Source organism: Castellaniella denitrificans (assembly GCF_042653765.1).
Lineage (GTDB): Bacteria > Pseudomonadota > Gammaproteobacteria > Burkholderiales > Burkholderiaceae_B > Castellaniella > Castellaniella denitrificans.
In genome coordinates this window covers 46,024-62,815 of the sequence record NZ_JBHSEZ010000029.1, presented here as the reverse complement: position 1 = coordinate 62,815, position 16,792 = coordinate 46,024, and the positions used below count along the sequence as shown (strand labels likewise).

The window sequence follows — 16,792 nt, the reverse complement described above, 5'->3', positions numbered from 1 at the left end:
CCGACATGCACGACGAGGACCCGATCCCCTTCTGGGACGAGGACGGCCAGCCCGTGGCGGCCTCGCCCGGCGGCGGCCGGGCGGCCGGGCCGCGCGACGCGGCGCCCGCGCAACCGCCGCGCTACGCGAACGCCCTGGACGCCCTGCGCGAGGTCTTCGGCTACGACGCCTTCCGGGGCGAGCAGCAGGCCGTCATCGAACACATCATCGGCGGCGGCGACGCACTGGTGCTGATGCCCACGGGCGGCGGCAAGTCCCTGTGCTATCAGATCCCGGCCCTGGTGCGCCCGGGCACGGGCGTGGTCATCTCGCCCTTGATCGCCCTGATGCAGGACCAGGTCGACGCCCTGCTCGAACTGGGCGTGCGCGCCGCCTTCCTGAATTCGTCGCAGACGCCCGGCCAGGCCCGCGAGGTCGAGCGCGCCTTCGTGCGCGGCGAGCTGGACCTGCTGTACGTGGCCCCGGAACGCCTGCTGACCCCGCGCTGCCTGGAACTGCTGGACAGCGGGCGCATCGCCCTGTTCGCCATCGACGAGGCCCACTGCGTATCCCAATGGGGCCACGACTTCCGCCCGGAATACCAGGAACTGAAGCTGCTGGCCGAGCGCTGGCCCGGGGTGCCGCGCGTCGCCCTGACCGCCACCGCCACCGCCGCCACGCGCGTCGACATCGTCGCCTGCCTGTCGCTGGACGCCGCCCCGCAGTTCGTCGCCAGCTTCGACCGGCCCAACATCCGCTACAGCATCGTCGAAAAGCACGAGGTGCGGCGCCAGTTGCTGGACTTCATCCGCGCCGAGCACGCCGGGGAATGCGGCATCGTCTACGCCCTGTCGCGCTCGCGCGTCGAGCAGACGGCGGAATTCCTGTCGCGCAACGGCATCGCCGCCCTGCCCTACCACGCCGGACTGGACGCCCGGACCCGCGCCGAGCACCAGGCCCGGTTCCTGCGCGAGGACGGCATCGTCATGGTCGCCACCATCGCCTTCGGCATGGGGGTCAACAAGCCCGACGTGCGCTTCGTCGCCCACATCGACCTGCCCAAATCCGTCGAGGGCTACTACCAGGAGACCGGCCGCGCGGGACGCGACGGCCTGCCCGCCGACGCCTGGCTGGCCTACGGCCTGCAGGACGTGGTGCAGCAGCGGCGCATGATCGACGATTCCGAGGGCGACGCCCTGCACCAGCGCCGCCAGATGCGCCAGCTGGACGCCATGCTGGCCCTGTGCGAGACCGTCACCTGCCGGCGCCAGGACCTGCTGGCCTATTTCGGCCAGACGATCGAGCCCTGCGGCAACTGCGACACCTGCCTGGAACCGCCCGCCGCCTGGGACGGCACGGTGGCCGTGCAGAAGCTGCTGTCGGCCGTCTACCGACTGATGCGCGAACGCGGCCAGCGCTTCGGCGGCGGCCACCTGATCGACGTCCTGCGCGGCCAGATGACCGACCGGGTGAAACAGCACGGGCACGACACGCTCAGCGTCTTCGGCGTGGGCGCGGACCTGACGGCGGACGCCTGGCGCGGCATCCTGCGCCAGGCACTGGCCCTGGGCCTGCTGACAGTGGACCTGGAAGGCTACGGCACCCTGGCGCTGACCGAGGCGAGCCGCGCCGTGCTGAAGGGCGAGCGCACCCTGATGCTGCGCCCCGTGGCGGTCAAGCGCGCCAAGCCCGGCCGCCAGCGCACCACCACGGCCGCGCAGCTGGATGCCCTGCCGCCCGACGCCCTGGCGCGCTTCGAGCACCTGCGCGCCTGGCGCGCGCGCACGGCCCGCGAACACAATGTGCCGGCCTACGTGATCTTCCACGACGCCACGCTGCGCGAGATCGCCCTGCGCAATCCCGACAGCCTGGACGCCCTGGCCGGCGTCAGCGGCGTGGGTGCGCGCAAGCTGGAAACCTATGGCCCGGATGTCGTGGCCTGCGTGGGGCAGATCCGGGATTAGCGCATGGGCCGGGTGCGTACCCGGTCATGCCGATCCGGTCGGCGGGCCTGCGCCACGCCGCCCGTCCACGCTGGGGAAAACCCCGAATCCGCACGCATTTTCATACATTTGCAGGATGCGCGAAAGACCGGTCTTGCCTAGCCTTCAGGCTGGGAGGCGGCGCTTCACCCCGCCCAAGAACAAGAACTCCGGGAGCATCCATGCAATCCATCCACTTGCGGCCCTGCGCCGCCACCCTGGCCTGCCTGGCCGCGTTTTCCGTCCCCGCGTGGGCGGCCAACAGCGGGGGCAGCACGGGCACTGCGTGCGGCTCCGACTACATCGGCGTCTGCGCCACGACGGGCGACGCCAGCGGCGGCCGCGTATTCATCGATACCGATCCGGGCGTCCTCTACGTCAGGGGAGGCTACAGCCTGCAAGGTGACGCGCTCAACAACCAAGTCACCATAAACGGCTCAGGCATCCCATCCACCTTCTACGTCCACGGCGGTTACAGCGCGCACGGCAGCGTCAGCGGTAACACCCTGCTTGTCACGGACAGCGCAGGGCTCAAGGCGACCTTGACAGGCGGCTCTACCGATGCCAGCGTCAACGGCCACGCGGTTGAAAATCGCATCATCCTGAGCGGTAACAGCACGATTTCCGCCATCTACATCCGAGGGGGATACGCGCAAAACGGCGACGCTATCGGTAACCTCATTTCTATCCTGGATGATGCACGAGTCATCAACGATAGCCCCCTCTACGGCGGCCACGCCCCCGCTGGCAAGGCCAATGGCAACATTGTTTCCATCCAGGATCACGCTCAGATCAACGGCTTTATCCGCGGCGGCGTCAGCAAGGGCGACGCATCGAGCAACCAGCTCGTCTTCGGCGGCTACAGCGTCTCCACACTGATCGACAACTCCTACGGCGGCTACAGCGTGGACGGCAATGCCAGCGGCAATACCATCCTGATCACGGATCACGCACAGGTTGACGGATTGCTGACCGGCGGCTTTGCGCAGAAAAACGGTACCGTCACCGGTAATCACATCATCCTCAGCGGCGACAGCGTGACGACATCTACCGCACTCGCGGCCAGTGGTGCGACCGACGGCGACGCCATCGGCAATACCGTGTCCATCCTGGACAGCGCGAAGGTCACCGGCACGGTCTTTGCCGGCCAGTCTCAAACAGGCGCCATCCGGGACAACCGCATCATCCTGGCCGGCACACCCGATCTCGCCGCGGCCACACTGATCGGCGCTGATGGCGCAAGTCCCACCACCGTCAGCAACAACACCCTGGAGGTCCGCTCCGCCGGGATCACCGTCCAACAAGTCAAGAGCTTCGACACCTACCAATTCCTGCTGCCCAAGGACGTGTCGGCGGCCACCCCCATGCTGACGATCGGCGGCGGCGCCGCCACGGACCTCGACGCCGCCCGCGCCGCCATCGACGTCGCCAGCGATGCGGGTGTCCTGGCGACGGGCACCCAGGCGACGCTGCTCAGCAACGCGGCGGGCCTGAACTCCACCACCTATTCCGCCACCCCCACCCGGATCACCGGCCATCAGGGCTTCGCCCTGGACTACCAGTTCGACGTGGTCAACGATGGCACGGCCCTGACCGCCACGGTCCAGGGCGCGGACGCCAGCGAGGCCAGCAAAGCTCCCGTCGAAGGCCGCGCCAGCATGCTGGCCCTGGCCAATCAGGGCGGCGATCTGGCCGCCGGCCTGGGCATGAACCGCGCCCGCGGCGCCGCTGCCTCGGGCAACTGGACCGCCTTTGGCGCGGTCACCGGCGGACATTCGCGTTATGAATCGGGCTCGCACGTCACCGTCGACGGCGTCTCGCTGATGGCCGGGGTCGCCCGGCGTTTCGCCCCCGGCGCAGGATCGCTGACGGTCGGCCCCTTCATCGAAGCCGGTTACGGCAGCCACGACAGTGACAACAACTTTTCAGGCCAATCCCCGCGTGGCAGCGGCAACAGCCACTACGTCGGCGCCGGGGTGCTGGCGCACTACGACTTCGACCGCGCCACGCCCGACCTGGGCGCCTACGCCGAAGCCTCCCTGCGCGCCGGCCGGCTGGACAGCGACTGGAGCAGCAAGGACCTGAAAGGCGCCAACGGACAAACCGCCTCGTACGACAGCGCCGCCACCTACGTCGGCGCCCACCTGGGCGCGGGCTGGCGCCTGCCCATCGGCCAGCGGTCCAGCGCCGACCTGTACGCCCAATATTTCTGGACCCATCTGGGCGGCGACAGCGCCGACGTCGCTGGCGCCCCCTACGATTTCAAGGCCACCGACTCCAGCCGCACCCGGCTGGGCGCGCGCTTCGTCCACGCCTACGGCGACCAGACCCGCGTCTGGGCCGGCGCCGCCTGGGAACACGAGTTCGACGGCGTCGCCCGCGCCACGGTCTACGGTTTCGACACTCCCAGCCCCAGCCTCAAGGGCGACACCGGCGTCTTCGAACTGGGCCTGGGCATCACTCCCACACGCAACCAGGCCCTGAGCATCGACATCGGCCTGCAAGCGTACGTCGGCCGGCGCGAAGGCTTCGGGGGCGCTGCGGCGGTGAAGTACGCGTTTTAAGCGTGTCTCAGCGGTCGTCCGGCCTCCTTTGAGGAGACCGTGACAGCTTCATCCCACCCAGGGGTGACCCCGCGCGTGACGGATTCCATGATCCGTCACGCGCTTTGCATGCCGGCGGACCAAGGCACGCCCTATGAACGACGAAAGCGGTATCGCCGCCCGGCCCGGCCAGGGCCGAATCCATGCACGTCGTCCCCCCCCAAAAGGCATGTTCGAGTGCGAAAACGGCATGGAAACAGACAACCACCAGGTACTGAGGCTGAATGGCCAGGAGCTGTACCGCCAGCCCCAAGGCCCGGGGGATCCGGAAGAAACCGACTTGCTGAAGGATGGCATCATCGACCGCAACCTGGGCTGCCCGTCGGTGGCGGGTGAACGCGGCGGCCACGTCGTGCTGGAGCGCTACCCGCAGCCGCCCCAGTACGGCGTGATCGGCTACCTGCTCGCCGACGTTGGAATTCTAGGCGGAGGCCGTGAAGTCGGGTTCTTGGAATACGGCATCCATCCCCAGCGCCCTGCGGCCGTTCGCCGTGAACATGTCCAGGAAGTCCCGCTCGGAAATCCGGCCCTTCAACAGCCGGGCCATCGCCTTCATGTAGGTGAGGGTCCCGTCCGGGAAGCCCTCGCTGTTGATCTGGCCGAAATCGGTCGACAGGACGACCCGTTCCGGTCCGGTGAAGCAGATGGAATCCGCGAAATGCTCGAGCGCCACGCCGTCCTGCGTATGGATCGCAAAACAATGCTCGATGTACACGTTCTCGAAACCGACCAGTTGCCTGAGTTCGGCATCGGACAGCCGCACCGACGGATAATGGGGGTGGGTCAGAATAATCCTGCGCACGCCCATTTCCACCGCCAGGGGCACCAGCCGCAGGACCTCCGCGGCGGACAGATGCCCCGTCGCCAGGACGCAGCCGTTCGCCGCCAGCGTCTCCAGCACGGCGATCAATTCCGCCGTGGGCCTCAAGCCATCCGAGGCCACCGAAAAGGCGACCACGGGATCCCGCCGATACGGCTCCGCCCCGGGCGCGGCTTCCGACGTGTGGCCCGCGTGACAGGAATCGGACACGCAGCATCCGGACCATTTCGGGTCGAATCCGAACCCGAAGGTCTCGATGTGGGACGCCGCATCGACCGTCGGCATCCAGACGACGACGGGGCTCGCGTCCGGCCGGGCGGCGGTGACATCCGCCTTGTTGCCGGACACGGCGCCCACGACCGCCTCGGGATTGAGGCCGCCGACGTAGTGGTTCAGCACGACGCCGCCGTAGAAATCCACGCCGAACTCGGCCCGGGCCAGGGACGCGAGAGCGGTTGTGGCGTAGGTATGGTTCTTGAGCACCAGCGCCGCGTTGTAAGGCCGGGCGCAGTCCGCCAGCGTCTTGACGTTGTAGCGGCGCATCACGAGTTCGGGACCGACATGGTAGTGCGTATCGACCACCCCGCCCCGGCGCAGAAAGTCCAGAATTTCGTTGTCCGAATCAAACATGTAGCGTTCCGTCCCGTTCAGGATTGTGGGTTCTTGTTGAGCGATTTTTCCAGCGCGCGCAGGCCGAAGGCGCAGGGAATGCTGATGAGCAGATAGACGATCCCGACGATCGTCATCGGCTCGAGATAGTGGTAGGAACTGTTGGCGAAGACGACCGTTTCCCCCATCATGTCCAAGACGGTGATGGTGGACAGCAGTGCGCTGTCCTTGAACATCAGCACCAGATAATTGCCCAGTGCGGGAATCATCGGCAATATCGCCTGCGGCAGGATGATGAAGCGCCAGGTGTCGCCCTTGCCATAATTCAAGGCGCAAGCCGCTTCCCATTGCCCCTTGTCCACCGCGTCGATGCCCGACCGGTAGACTTCCGCCATGTAGCTGCCGATGTGGATGCCCATCACGATCACGCCGCAAGTGAAGCCATCGAGCATGAAACCGATCGAAGGCAGCACATAGAACGCGAAATAGAGCTGGATGAGCGGCGGCGTCCTCCTGACGAATTCCAGGATCATGCCGACCAGCCGCCTGACGGGCGCGGCGGGCGATCTTTCCAGCACCGCCATGACCAGTCCGTACACGAGGGCCAGCAAGGTGGCCAGGATCGTGACCTCGACGGTGATGATCAGCCCCGACCAGAGGCGCGGCAGGAATTCGTAGACGATGTCCATGTCCCACATGATCATGCCCTCCTCGTGCCGGAAAAGCCCTTGACGAGGCTGGACTCCAGCTTCTTGAACACATAAATGACACCGGAGGACAGCACGTAATACGCCACGAGCAGGGCGCTGAACGCCAATATCGGGTTTCCGGACGCCTGCCGGTAAAGCTGAGCGACGAAAGTGAGATCCGTGACAGTGATCAGGGACACCAGCGGGGTCACCTTCAGGATGTCCACCATGATGTTGCACATGGGCGGCAGCATCCGCACGACCGCGTTGGGCAGGATGACGTACCGGGCGGTATCGAAATGCGAGAAATTCAGCGCAACCGCCGCTTCCCGGAGCCCGGCCGGCACCGCCTTGATGGCCCCGCGCACGACTTCGGATCCATAGGCCCCGGCGTTCAACCCGATCGCGATGATGCCGACGAACATCGCGTCGAGCCGGACGCCGAAGAAAGGCAGGATGAAATAGAGCCAGAACATGAGCACATAACAGGATGTGCCCCTCGACAGCTCCGCGATCACATTGCCGGCGATCGAAACGATCCTGTGCCTGGAAGTCTTCGCCAGGCCCAATGCGATGGCGATGACCCAGGTCAGGCACGCGGCCCCCACGGCGATGAGCACCGTGACCATCAGGGCATTCAAAACTTCATTGAAGATATCCATCCCGGCGACCCCAATCCCGATATCGAACGTTCATCCTGCTTGCACCCGGATTACTTCGCACCGCCGCAATAATCCGCGCGCGTCGCTCCCTTGACCAGACCGGGATCGAATCCGTATTTCGAAACGATCCGGTCGTATTCGCCACTCGCCTTGAGCTTCGCCAGGTGGGCATCGAACTCATCCCGCACGTCCTTCTGGTCCATGCGGAAGGCGACCGCGGCACACACCGGCTTCTCTCCGGCGGCGGCCACGACCTCCACCTCGGCGTCCTTCGACATCTTCGCCACCGCGTCGCGCAGCGCCAGATCGGGCGCGGAATACACATCGATACGGCCGTCCAGCAGCATCTTGATGCCGCTCTGGTGATCGGGCGCGATCGTGATCCGGTCCCGCGCCACGCCTTCCTCCAGCGCCCGGCGTTCGGCCGAGCAGCCGCCGCAGACGCCATACCGGATCGACTTGTCGTCGGCGATCCCCTTGAAGCTGTGGATGTTCTTGGGGTTGTGCTTCAGCACCACGAATCCCTCGGACGTGCACAGATCGGGCTCGGAAAACGCCACCACCTTGCAGCGCGCCGGGTTGATGTACAGGCCGGTGGCGATCACGTCGATCCGGCGCGACTGCAGGCTGGGAATCATGGCCCCGAACTCCAGGACCTTGGCGTCGATCTCCTTGACGCCCATGTCGGTCGCGATCCGGCGCAGGATGTCCGGTTCCGCGCCCGTCACCGGCTTGCCCGCCTCGTAGATCGTGTAGGGGGGCTCGTTGGCGACACCCACGGTGATCCTGTCGCCGAAACCCGCCGCCATGGCCATGCACGGCAGCCAGGCGGCCAGTGCGAACGCTCCCATCTTCCGGAGCAGCTTGAATCCTGAATTCAACATGTCGATTTCTCCTTTATCAACCCAGGTCCTGTCCCGCGGCAGCGATCTTGCTGAGGAACAGGCGTGTTCTTTCTTCTTGCGGTTCACGAAATATCTTGTCCGGCGTTCCCTGCTCGACGATCCTCCCTTTGTCCAGGAACAGAATCTGGTCCGAGAACTCATGGGCGAAGCTCATCTGATGCGTCACCATCAGCATGGTCATCCTGGTCTCGGCGGAAATATCCCGGAGCACCTGCAACACCTCGTCGACCATCTCCGGGTCGAGTGCCGACGTCACTTCATCGAACAGCATGATTTCGGGCTGCATCGCCAGCGCCCGGGCGATGGCCACCCGCTGCTTCTGCCCCCCGGACAGCATCACCGGGTAATGGTCCTTCTTGCTTCCCAGGCCGACCTTTTCCAGCAGGCGCTCGGCATTCTCGTCGGCCTCCTTCCGGCTCTTCTTCAAGACGCGCTGCTGCGGATTGGAAATGTTCTCCTTGGCGGTCATGTTCGGGAACAGGTTGAAATGCTGGAAGACCATGCCGATCTTCGAGCGCATCTTCCGCAAGTGCGCATCATTGGCGGGCACCAGGGAATCGGCGGCCCGCATGTGCCACAGGGGATCGTTCCCGATCCAGACACAGCCGCCCTCGATGGTTTCCAGCGTCATGAGGATGCGCAGCAGGGTCGTCTTCCCGGACCCGCTGGGCCCGATCAGGGAAACCTTGTCGCCGGCCCGGATTTCCAGGTCGATCCCGTCGAGGATGGTCAGGTCGCCGTATTTCTTCGTGATCTTGTCGAATCTTATGATCGGATCATTCATCATTCGTCTCCTCCGCCATGAAAGACTCACGGCACGTTCGAGTGGGGGCGGACCAGCCGCAGCGGATCGTCGATGATATCCATGAAGCCCGGCGGCAGGTCCGAATAGCCTTCCAGCACTTCCCGGATGCCCTTGCCGCTTTTCAGCATCGTCTTGGCGATTTCCGCGGCGCGGGCGTAGCCGATGTGCGGCGTCAGCGCGGTCGCCAGCGCGGCGCTCGATTCCAGGTGTCTGCGGCAGGCCTCGGGATTGGCCGTGATGCCCGAGACGCATTTCGTCCGCAGCACGTCCACGGCATTCGTCAGCAATTCCAGCGCGTGCAGGATGTTGTAGACGATCACCGGCTCCATCACGTTCAGCTGCAGCTGCCCGGCTTCCGAGGCCAGGGTGATCGCGAGGTCGTAGCCGATGACCTGGAAGACGACCTGGTTCACGACTTCGGGCGCGACCGGATTGACCTTGCCCGGCATGATCGAGGAGCCCGGCTGCAAGGGCGGCAGGTTGATTTCCCCCAGCCCTCCGCGCGGGCCGCTGGACAGCAGCCGGAGATCATTGCAGATTTTCGAGAGCTTGGTCGCCGTGCGCTTGAGCATGCCCGAAAAGAGGACGAAGGCGCCCGTGTCCCAGCAGGCCTCGATCAGGTCGCCGGCGGCCACCAGCGGCAATCCGGTGATGCGGCCGAGCTCGGCCACCGCGATGTCCTGGTATTCCCGGCTGGCATTGATCCCCGTGCCGATGGCGGTGCCGCCCAGGTTGATCTCGCGGAAGATGGCGGCGATCTCGCCCAGCCTGGCGATGTCTTCGCGCAGCGTCGCCGCGAAGGCCCCGAATTCCTGGCCCAGGGTCATCGGCACGGCATCCTGCAGCTGGGTGCGTCCCAGCTTGACGACCCGGGAAAAGGCCTCGGCCCTGCCTTCCAGCGCGTCCACCAGCCGCTGTAGGGCCTGGCTCAAGTGTCCGTGGGACTGCAGGATGGCGATCCGGATCGCCGTCGGATAGACGTCGTTGGTCGACTGCGCGCAATTGACGTCGTCGTTCGGATGCAGGGCGTCATAGCGCCCGCGGGGCAGGCCCAGCAGTTCGAGCCCGCGGTTGGCGATCACCTCGTTGATGTTCATGTTGGTCGAAGTGCCGGCCCCGCCCTGGAACACGTCCAGCGGAAAATCCTCCAGATGCCGGCCGGTGAGGATTTCCTCGCAGACCCGGCAGATCACGTCGGCCCGCGAGGCATCCAGGCTGCCCAGCCGCGCATTGGCGCGCGCGGCGGCCATCTTCACCGAAGCGAGCGCCTGGATGAAGACCGGGAAATGATTGATGCGGATCCCTGAAATCGGGAAATTGGCAATGCCGCGCGCCGTCTGCGCGCCGAAATACGCGCCCGCCGGAATCGATACCGGTCCCAGCGAATCATGCTCCATGCGTTCCTGACGCACTGAATTTTCCATCGTACGACTCCATCGACCTCTGGCCCGATTGCCCGATTCACCGCTTGTCGAAATACCCGGCGCGGATCGAAGCGCCGATGAGATTGACGATGAAACGCCCCGCGGTCACGCAGGTGAGCTTGCTGCCGGTATCTTTGGACGGCTGGATCTCGACGATGTCCATGCCGACGACACGTCCCTTCTTCACCAGCCCCTGGATCAGCTGGCGCGCCTGGACATAGGTGACGCCGCCCGGCGCGGGACCGTCCACGGCCGGCATGATGCTCGGGTCGATGCCGTCGGCATCGATGCTGAGATAGTAGTTTCCGCCATCCGGGATGCGGTCCAGGATCGCCTGCATGCCGGTTTCATGCAGTTCATAGGCCGACACCACATGCGCGCCGTAGGCCTTGGCGGCCTCGTAGTCGGCCGGCCGCGCGCTGCCCTGGGCGCGCAGGCCGATCTGGAAGATCTGGTCCACGTGCTCCATTTCCGAAGCGCGACGGATCGGGCTGGACAGCCCTTCGCGCACGCCGTTGACTTCCTCGCGCCAGTCCAGGTGGGCATCGACGTGCACCAGGGTGACGGGCGCCGCCAGCTCGTCATAGGCGCGCAGGATCGGCGTGGTGATGCCGTGGTCGCCGCCCAGGACGATGGGCAGCCCGCCCCCCTTCAGGATCTGCCGCACCGCCAGCGTGGCCCGGCGATAGTGGTCGCCCGGCTTGGACAGGTCCGGCAGCACGTCGCCGCAATCGACGAAGCGGATGTCCTTGCGGCCCTGCAGCAGCGGGCCGTCGATGTCGAAATCATAATGATCGGGATGGCGCACGATCCGGTCGCTGATGTCGCGCAGGACCTGGGGCGTGCGGGTCTGGTCGTTGGTGAAGGAACGGGGGCCGTAGGCGGCGCCGAAGGGCATGCCGAGGATCGCGATGTCCGCCCGCAGATTCTCCAGTTCGGTCACCAGTTCCGAATACAGCAGTGTCTTGTGATGAGAATGAGGGGGGACGGTAAGCTGTTCCATCATATTTCCTTGCGTTCGATGATTGAGTGAAAAAAATGATTCGCGAATCTGGAATTCAATATGTCTTCCAGGCCGGGCATGGCACCCGGCGCCGTTTGATCCGCATGGATTTCCGATGAATCAGAATGGAAATTCTTTCGATTCCTGACCCGGGCAAAAGTGAAGATTCAGGCGGCCTCGATTCAGGCGCCCATTGGACGAACCGCGGCCCGGGCAGGCCGGCGGGCATTTTCCGCCGGATATTTTCATAGTCTCCTCCATGCGATATGGATGTCGATTTATGCGCTTAGATTAAGCACGATCCGGCCCAATAAAAAGCGACTTTTCTGCCCACATGGTTTCAGGAATCGAAACCTTCGTCCGGACCACGAAAGGGGGGTGGTATGCTGGTGCCGTCCCGCCGGGCTCGCGACGCGGGAATCGTCCCCTGGAAACCCATGAACGCCGCGCCGGAACCGGTGCGATACCGCAGGCAACACAGCGATGGAATCGCCTCAACGCACACTCACCGAACGCGACCTGAAGTCCCTGCGCGTGTTCTGCGCCGTGGCGCAGGCAGGTGGCTTTTCCGTGGCGGAACGGCAGCTGCACATGTCCAAGGCCTCCATCAGCCGCCACATCCGCGAAATCGAGGACAAGCTCGGCGTGCAGCTATGCGAACGCGGCCCCGCGGGCTTTCGCCTGACCGTTGCAGGCGCGACCGCGCTGGAAGTCTCGCGCAACGCCCTGCGCGCGCTCGACGGCATCCGCCCGGAGATCGACGCGGTGCGCGGCATCCTGTCCGGCCCCCTGACCATCGGCATGGTCGAACAGGTCCTGACCGACCCCGCCTGCGTACTGCCCGAGTCCCTGGTGGAACTGCGGCGCATCGCCCCCGACGTCAGCCCCGAAATCCTGGTCCTCACCCACTCCCAGCTGAACCAGGCCCTGCGGGAACGGCGCATCCAGATCGGCCTCCGGGGCCAATACCAGGAAGACAAGGCCTTCCACTACCAGCCGCTCTTCATCGAGACGCACCGGATCTACGTGGCGGCGGACGTCGACGACGAAACCGCCCGGAACCTGCCCCTGGTCCACCGCACTCATCCATTCATCGAGCAGGCCCTGGCCACGGGCCGCTTCAGGCGCGGCCCGGACGCGGAAGGACTGGAAGCCGTCGCGGTGTTCGTCGCCACGGGGCACTATCTCGGCCTGCTGACCGAGCATTACGCGGACCGCGTCCATGCGCGCTATCCGCTGCGCGCGATCGCCGACGGCCCGGTATTCCACAACCCGATCTGCGCGATCACGGAGGCCTACCGGCCCTTGCCGGCCAGCGCGCGCGTATTCCTGGACATTTTGCAGCGGCGCATCCCGGGCTGACACGATGGTGGCGCTACGGCGCCACGCCGCGCCCTACGCCCCCGACGACACCGACCGCGGATCGGACCGGACCGACCCCAAGACCCGCCAGGACATTTCCATCCGTTCGGATTTTCCAGTCTGGCGGGGTTGTTGCGCCTGACCCACAATGGCCGTCCACCTCCACTGGACCCCGGCCATGCTTGCATGCCTCCACTCAACCCCCATAGCCTGCTCGACGATACGCGGCACAGCGGCTCGTTCTTCATTTATACGTAATTAACGGATAGAATGGCGATGAAGGCTCTTTTCATCGAGTTGCCGGTGTTCCAAAGACACCGTGAACGATACTTGGACGATTCCGCCTTTCGCGGTCTGCAATCCATTCTGCTCCAACAGCCATACGCGGGTGATGTCATCCCTGGAACTGGCGGGCTGCGAAAAGTCCGATTCCTCGACACACGTCGCGGCAAGGGCAAACGAGGTGGGTTGCGCGTGATCTACTACCCCTGGACCGCAGGCCATCAGTTCTGGTTGTTCACCGTGTATGACAAAGATGAAATGGACGATCTGTCCGCCCAGGAACGTGCGCTCTTGGCCGCTCTGTTGCACAACGAACTGAAGGCACGCGCCCCATGACAAACAAGCGCAACCTGTTTGCCGAACTGACGGAAGGATTCGAGGCCCTGACGGCCGAGCGCGCAGGGAAAATCACCTTGCGCCGCCACGTCGTCGACGCGGGTCCTGTACTTGAAATCACTGCGGGCGAACTGACCGATCTGCGCAAGCGCCTGAATCTGTCGCGTGGCGTATTCGCGCGTTACTTGCGCACCAATCCGCGCACGCTGGAAAACTGGGAACAGGGGCGCGCCAGGCCCAACGCCCAAGCCACACTGCTGATCCGGCTGGTGGAACGTTACCCGGACACCGTCGAACGGCTGGCGACCCTTTGAGCGCGGCCGGCGCCGCGCGTCCCTAGGACACCCCGGGTTCGGAGGTTCCTAGAACAGTTCCGGTTCCCCGCCCCCGGCGGCGGGCGCCTTCAGCCCCAGGTGCTGCCAGCAGCGGCGCGTGGCCATGCGGCCGCGCGGGGTGCGCTGCAGGTAGCCGTGCTGGATCAGGTAGGGCTCGATGACGTCCTCGATGGTGTCGCGTTCCTCGCCGATGGCGGCGGCCAGGCTGTCCACCCCGACGGGGCCGCCGTCGAACTTGTGCACGATGGCTTCGAGCAGCTTGCGGTCCATCAGGTCCAGGCCCTGGGGATCGACTTCCAGCATGGCCAGCGCCGCCTGGGCGGTGGCGGTGTCGATGCGCCCGCCCGCGCGCACGTCGGCGTAGTCGCGCACCCGGCGCAGCAGACGGTTGGCGATGCGCGGCGTGCCGCGCGAGCGGCGCGCGATCTCGGCGGCGCCGTCGTCGGTCGCGTCCGCGCCCAGCAGGCCGGCGCTGCGCCGCACGATGTGGGCCAGTTCGTCGGCGGAATAGAATTCCAGCCGCGAGACGATGCCGAAGCGGTCGCGCAGCGGGTTGGTCAGCATGCCGGCGCGGGTGGTCGCCCCGACCAGGGTGAAGGGCTGCAGGTCGATCTTGACGCTGCGGGCCGCTGGGCCTTCGCCGATCAGGATGTCGATCTGGAAGTCCTCCAGCGCGGGATAGAGGATTTCCTCGACCACCGGGGACAGGCGGTGGATCTCGTCGATGAACAGGACGTCGTTGCGTTCCAGGTTGGTCAGCATGGCGGCCAGGTCGCCCGGGCGTTCCAGCACGGGTCCGGAAGTCTGGCGCAGCTGCACGCCCATTTCGTGGGCCACGATGTGCGCCAGGGTCGTCTTGCCCAGGCCCGGCGGACCGAACAGCAGCACGTGGTCCAGCGATTCGCCGCGCTGGCGGGCCGCGGCGATGAAGATGTCCAGCTGTTCGCGCACGCGCCGCTGGCCGACGTAGTCCCCCAGGGACTTGGGCCGCAGGGCGCGCTCGACGGAATCTTCGGCGCGCGAGGCCACGTCCGGCGTCACCAGACGGGGTTCGGGCGGGCGGGCCGACAGGGAATCTGCTTGGATGACCATGAAAAGGCTGTGTTGATATCCAGTACCGGGATTATGCCATCACTGCGGCGGAGCCGGCCGCGAAGAAGCGCCGGCCGGTGGTCACCGGCGCTCCCGGCGCGGCGGCAGCACGAAATCGGCGTCCCCGTCCAGCGCCCGCTTCAACTGCGAATAGCGCTCCAGCAGGTCGGACTTGTAGACCACGCCCAGCAGCCGGGCAGGCCGGTCGCGGCTGACCACCGGCAGCCGCTCCCCCTGGAAGGCGCTGAACTGCGCCTGGGCCTCGTCCAGGCTCAGGTCGGGATACAGGGGCTTGACGAAGTCCAGGCGCAGCACCTCGCCGCAGGTCTTGGACTGCACGTCGATCTCGCCCAGCATCATGCGGGTCAGGTCCTGCTGGGCGATCACGCCCTGCCAGGCGCCCTCGGCATCGGTCACGTACAGGTACTTCACCGGATAGTCCAGGAACATCTCCTGGGCGCGGCGCACCGGCGCATCGGTGCGAACCACGGTCTCCGCCGGGCGCATCAGGCTGTCCAGCCGGGCGTGGCGCAGCTGCCGGCGCAGCGCCTGGTTGTCCTCGTGGCGCAGGGTGACCTGGTACATCACCGCCTGGGCCAGGCCGCGCGACACGAAATACGCCGCCACGCAGGCCAGCACCAGCGGCAGCACCATCTGGTAGCTGAGGGTCATTTCGAAGATCATCAGGATCGCCATGAAGGGCGCGCTGGTCGCGGCCGCCAGGAAGGCGCCCATGCCCACCAGGGTCAGGACCGGGCCGTGGCCCGCCAGCGCGGGCCAGGCTTCCCCCAGTCCCTGGGCGAACAGCGTGCCCAGGGCCGCGCCGACGAACAGGGTCGGGGTGAACACCCCGCCCACCGCGCCCGAACCCGCCGTCAGCGCCGTCGCCAGCACCTTGCACAGCAGGATCCACAGCACCATCTGCCAGGCCTGGGGCTGGTGCAGCAGGGACACGACCACGCTGTAGCCGTTGCCCGCCATCTGCGGCATGCCGACCAGCACGCCCCCCAGCATCAGCCCGCCCAGGGCCAGGCTCAAGGGCAGCGGCAGGCCAGTGCGGCCGAACAGCGACTTCACCCCGTGAATGCAGCGCAGGAACTGCGGCGCCCCCACCCCGGCCAGGATGCCCAGGGCCAGGCTGGGCAGCAGCAGGTCCGCCGGGACGGCCTCCAGGCCGGGCATGGCGTACAGCGCCACGTAGTGGCCGCTCAGCCGCATGACCAGGTTCGACACGGCGGCCGCGACCAGCAGCGGGCCGAAATTCTGGAAGGACATGGAACCGAGGATGATCTCGCCCACGAACACGGCCCCCGCGATGGGCGCGCCGTAGGCGGCGGACACCCCCGCCGCCGCCCCGCAGGCCACCAGCAGGCGCAGGTGCGCCGTGCCCGAGCGCAGCAGCCGCCCGAGCACCGACCCCCACAGGGCGGCCAGGTGCACCATGGCGCCCTCGCGGCCGATGGAGCCGCCCGTGGCGACCGTGCACAGCGAGGACAAGGACCGCAGCAGGCCCTGGCGCACGGACATCCGCCCGTCGCCGATGGCCACGGCTTCCATGTAGTCGGAATGCGCATCGCGCGACACGCGCCGGGCCGCCACCAGCAGTCCTCCGGCGCACAGGCCGCCCGCGGCCGGCGCCAGCAGGCGCAGCCACCAGGGCAGGTCGCGCATCACCTGGGTGATGGCCCCGGAATGCCCGGCGAACAGCCACTGGACTCCGTGGATGCCGGCATGGAAGGCGATCGTCACCAGAGCGCCGCCGACACCGGCCAGGGCCGCCCAGCACAGCATGGCGACCGCGCCGTCGGCCCGCAGGTGCAGATCCGGCCCTTTCATGATGATGCCCCCTTGACGCCGCGCGTCGTCCCCCCGAGGGGGAGTCCGCGCTTGGGGCGGCCCGGCGC

The 16,792-nt window shown here is 66.4% G+C and carries 14 protein-coding genes; 5 read left to right on the top strand and 9 right to left on the bottom strand.

What is annotated here, in order from left to right; all coding sequences use genetic code 11:
- Positions 1 to 5: 5 nt before the first annotated feature.
- Positions 6 to 1,943 (top strand): DNA helicase RecQ, encoded by a 1,938-nt coding sequence (gene recQ / locus ACFO27_RS15300; RefSeq protein ID WP_376818125.1) that lies wholly within the window; start codon positions 6 to 8, stop codon positions 1,941 to 1,943.
- Positions 1,944 to 2,143: 200 nt separating this feature from the next.
- On the top strand, positions 2,144 to 4,525 hold the full coding sequence (locus tag ACFO27_RS15295; protein WP_376818124.1) for an autotransporter domain-containing protein: 2,382 nt from the start codon (positions 2,144 to 2,146) through the stop codon (positions 4,523 to 4,525).
- Positions 4,526 to 4,985: 460 nt separating this feature from the next.
- Here the strand turns inward: ACFO27_RS15295 and ACFO27_RS15290 are convergent, their stop codons facing one another.
- The 7 genes from ACFO27_RS15290 to ACFO27_RS15260 form a co-directional block, all read right to left on the bottom strand.
- Positions 4,986 to 6,014 (bottom strand): DUF6282 family protein, encoded by a 1,029-nt coding sequence (locus ACFO27_RS15290; protein WP_376818123.1) that lies wholly within the window; start codon positions 6,012 to 6,014, stop codon positions 4,986 to 4,988.
- Positions 6,015 to 6,031: 17 nt separating this feature from the next.
- Positions 6,032 to 6,697, bottom strand: a complete 666-nt coding sequence (ehuD, locus tag ACFO27_RS15285) for an ectoine/hydroxyectoine ABC transporter permease subunit EhuD (RefSeq protein ID WP_376818122.1) — start codon at positions 6,695 to 6,697, stop codon at positions 6,032 to 6,034.
- A complete protein-coding gene (locus ACFO27_RS15280) occupies positions 6,694 to 7,344 on the bottom strand; it encodes an amino acid ABC transporter permease (RefSeq protein WP_323025103.1) in 651 nt (216 codons plus the stop codon). Before ACFO27_RS15280 ends, ehuD begins: the two co-directional genes overlap by 4 nt.
- 50 nt (positions 7,345 to 7,394) lie before the next feature.
- Positions 7,395 to 8,228: an ectoine/hydroxyectoine ABC transporter substrate-binding protein EhuB gene (gene ehuB / locus ACFO27_RS15275; RefSeq protein ID WP_376818121.1), complete on the bottom strand. Its 834-nt coding sequence runs from the start codon at positions 8,226 to 8,228 to the stop codon at positions 7,395 to 7,397.
- Positions 8,229 to 8,244: 16 nt separating this feature from the next.
- On the bottom strand, positions 8,245 to 9,036 hold the full coding sequence (ehuA, locus tag ACFO27_RS15270) for an ectoine/hydroxyectoine ABC transporter ATP-binding protein EhuA (RefSeq protein ID WP_376818120.1): 792 nt from the start codon (positions 9,034 to 9,036) through the stop codon (positions 8,245 to 8,247).
- Positions 9,037 to 9,059: 23 nt separating this feature from the next.
- Positions 9,060 to 10,451, bottom strand: coding sequence for an aspartate ammonia-lyase (locus tag ACFO27_RS15265; protein ID WP_376818119.1), 1,392 nt, complete (start codon positions 10,449 to 10,451; stop codon positions 9,060 to 9,062).
- A 64-nt stretch (positions 10,452 to 10,515) separates the two neighbouring features.
- Positions 10,516 to 11,481 carry an agmatinase gene (locus ACFO27_RS15260; protein WP_376818293.1) on the bottom strand — a complete coding sequence of 322 codons (966 nt, stop codon included), beginning with the start codon at positions 11,479 to 11,481 and terminating at the stop codon, positions 10,516 to 10,518.
- A gap of 483 nt (positions 11,482 to 11,964) precedes the next feature.
- Here ACFO27_RS15260 and ACFO27_RS15255 point away from each other — a divergent pair, with 483 nt between their 5' ends.
- The 3 genes from ACFO27_RS15255 (at position 11,965) to ACFO27_RS15245 (ending at position 13,775) form a co-directional block, all read left to right on the top strand.
- Positions 11,965 to 12,843 carry a LysR family transcriptional regulator gene (locus ACFO27_RS15255; RefSeq protein ID WP_376818118.1) on the top strand — a complete coding sequence of 293 codons (879 nt, stop codon included), beginning with the start codon at positions 11,965 to 11,967 and terminating at the stop codon, positions 12,841 to 12,843.
- Between the two features lie 270 nt (positions 12,844 to 13,113).
- Positions 13,114 to 13,461, top strand: a complete 348-nt coding sequence (locus ACFO27_RS15250) for a toxin (RefSeq protein ID WP_376818117.1) — start codon at positions 13,114 to 13,116, stop codon at positions 13,459 to 13,461.
- Entirely contained in the window at positions 13,458 to 13,775 is a 318-nt protein-coding gene (locus ACFO27_RS15245; protein WP_376818116.1) for a helix-turn-helix domain-containing protein, read from the top strand. The genes ACFO27_RS15250 and ACFO27_RS15245 overlap by 4 nt, the downstream gene beginning before the upstream one ends.
- A 48-nt stretch (positions 13,776 to 13,823) precedes the next feature.
- On the opposite strand, the gene ruvB is transcribed toward ACFO27_RS15245, so the two are convergent.
- Positions 13,824 to 14,888 carry a Holliday junction branch migration DNA helicase RuvB gene (gene ruvB / locus ACFO27_RS15240; RefSeq protein ID WP_376818115.1) on the bottom strand — a complete coding sequence of 355 codons (1,065 nt, stop codon included), beginning with the start codon at positions 14,886 to 14,888 and terminating at the stop codon, positions 13,824 to 13,826.
- A gap of 81 nt (positions 14,889 to 14,969) precedes the next feature.
- Positions 14,970 to 16,724 (bottom strand): ClcB-like voltage-gated chloride channel protein, encoded by a 1,755-nt coding sequence (locus ACFO27_RS15235; protein ID WP_376818114.1) that lies wholly within the window; start codon positions 16,722 to 16,724, stop codon positions 14,970 to 14,972.
- Between the last annotated feature and the right edge of the window lie 68 nt (positions 16,725 to 16,792).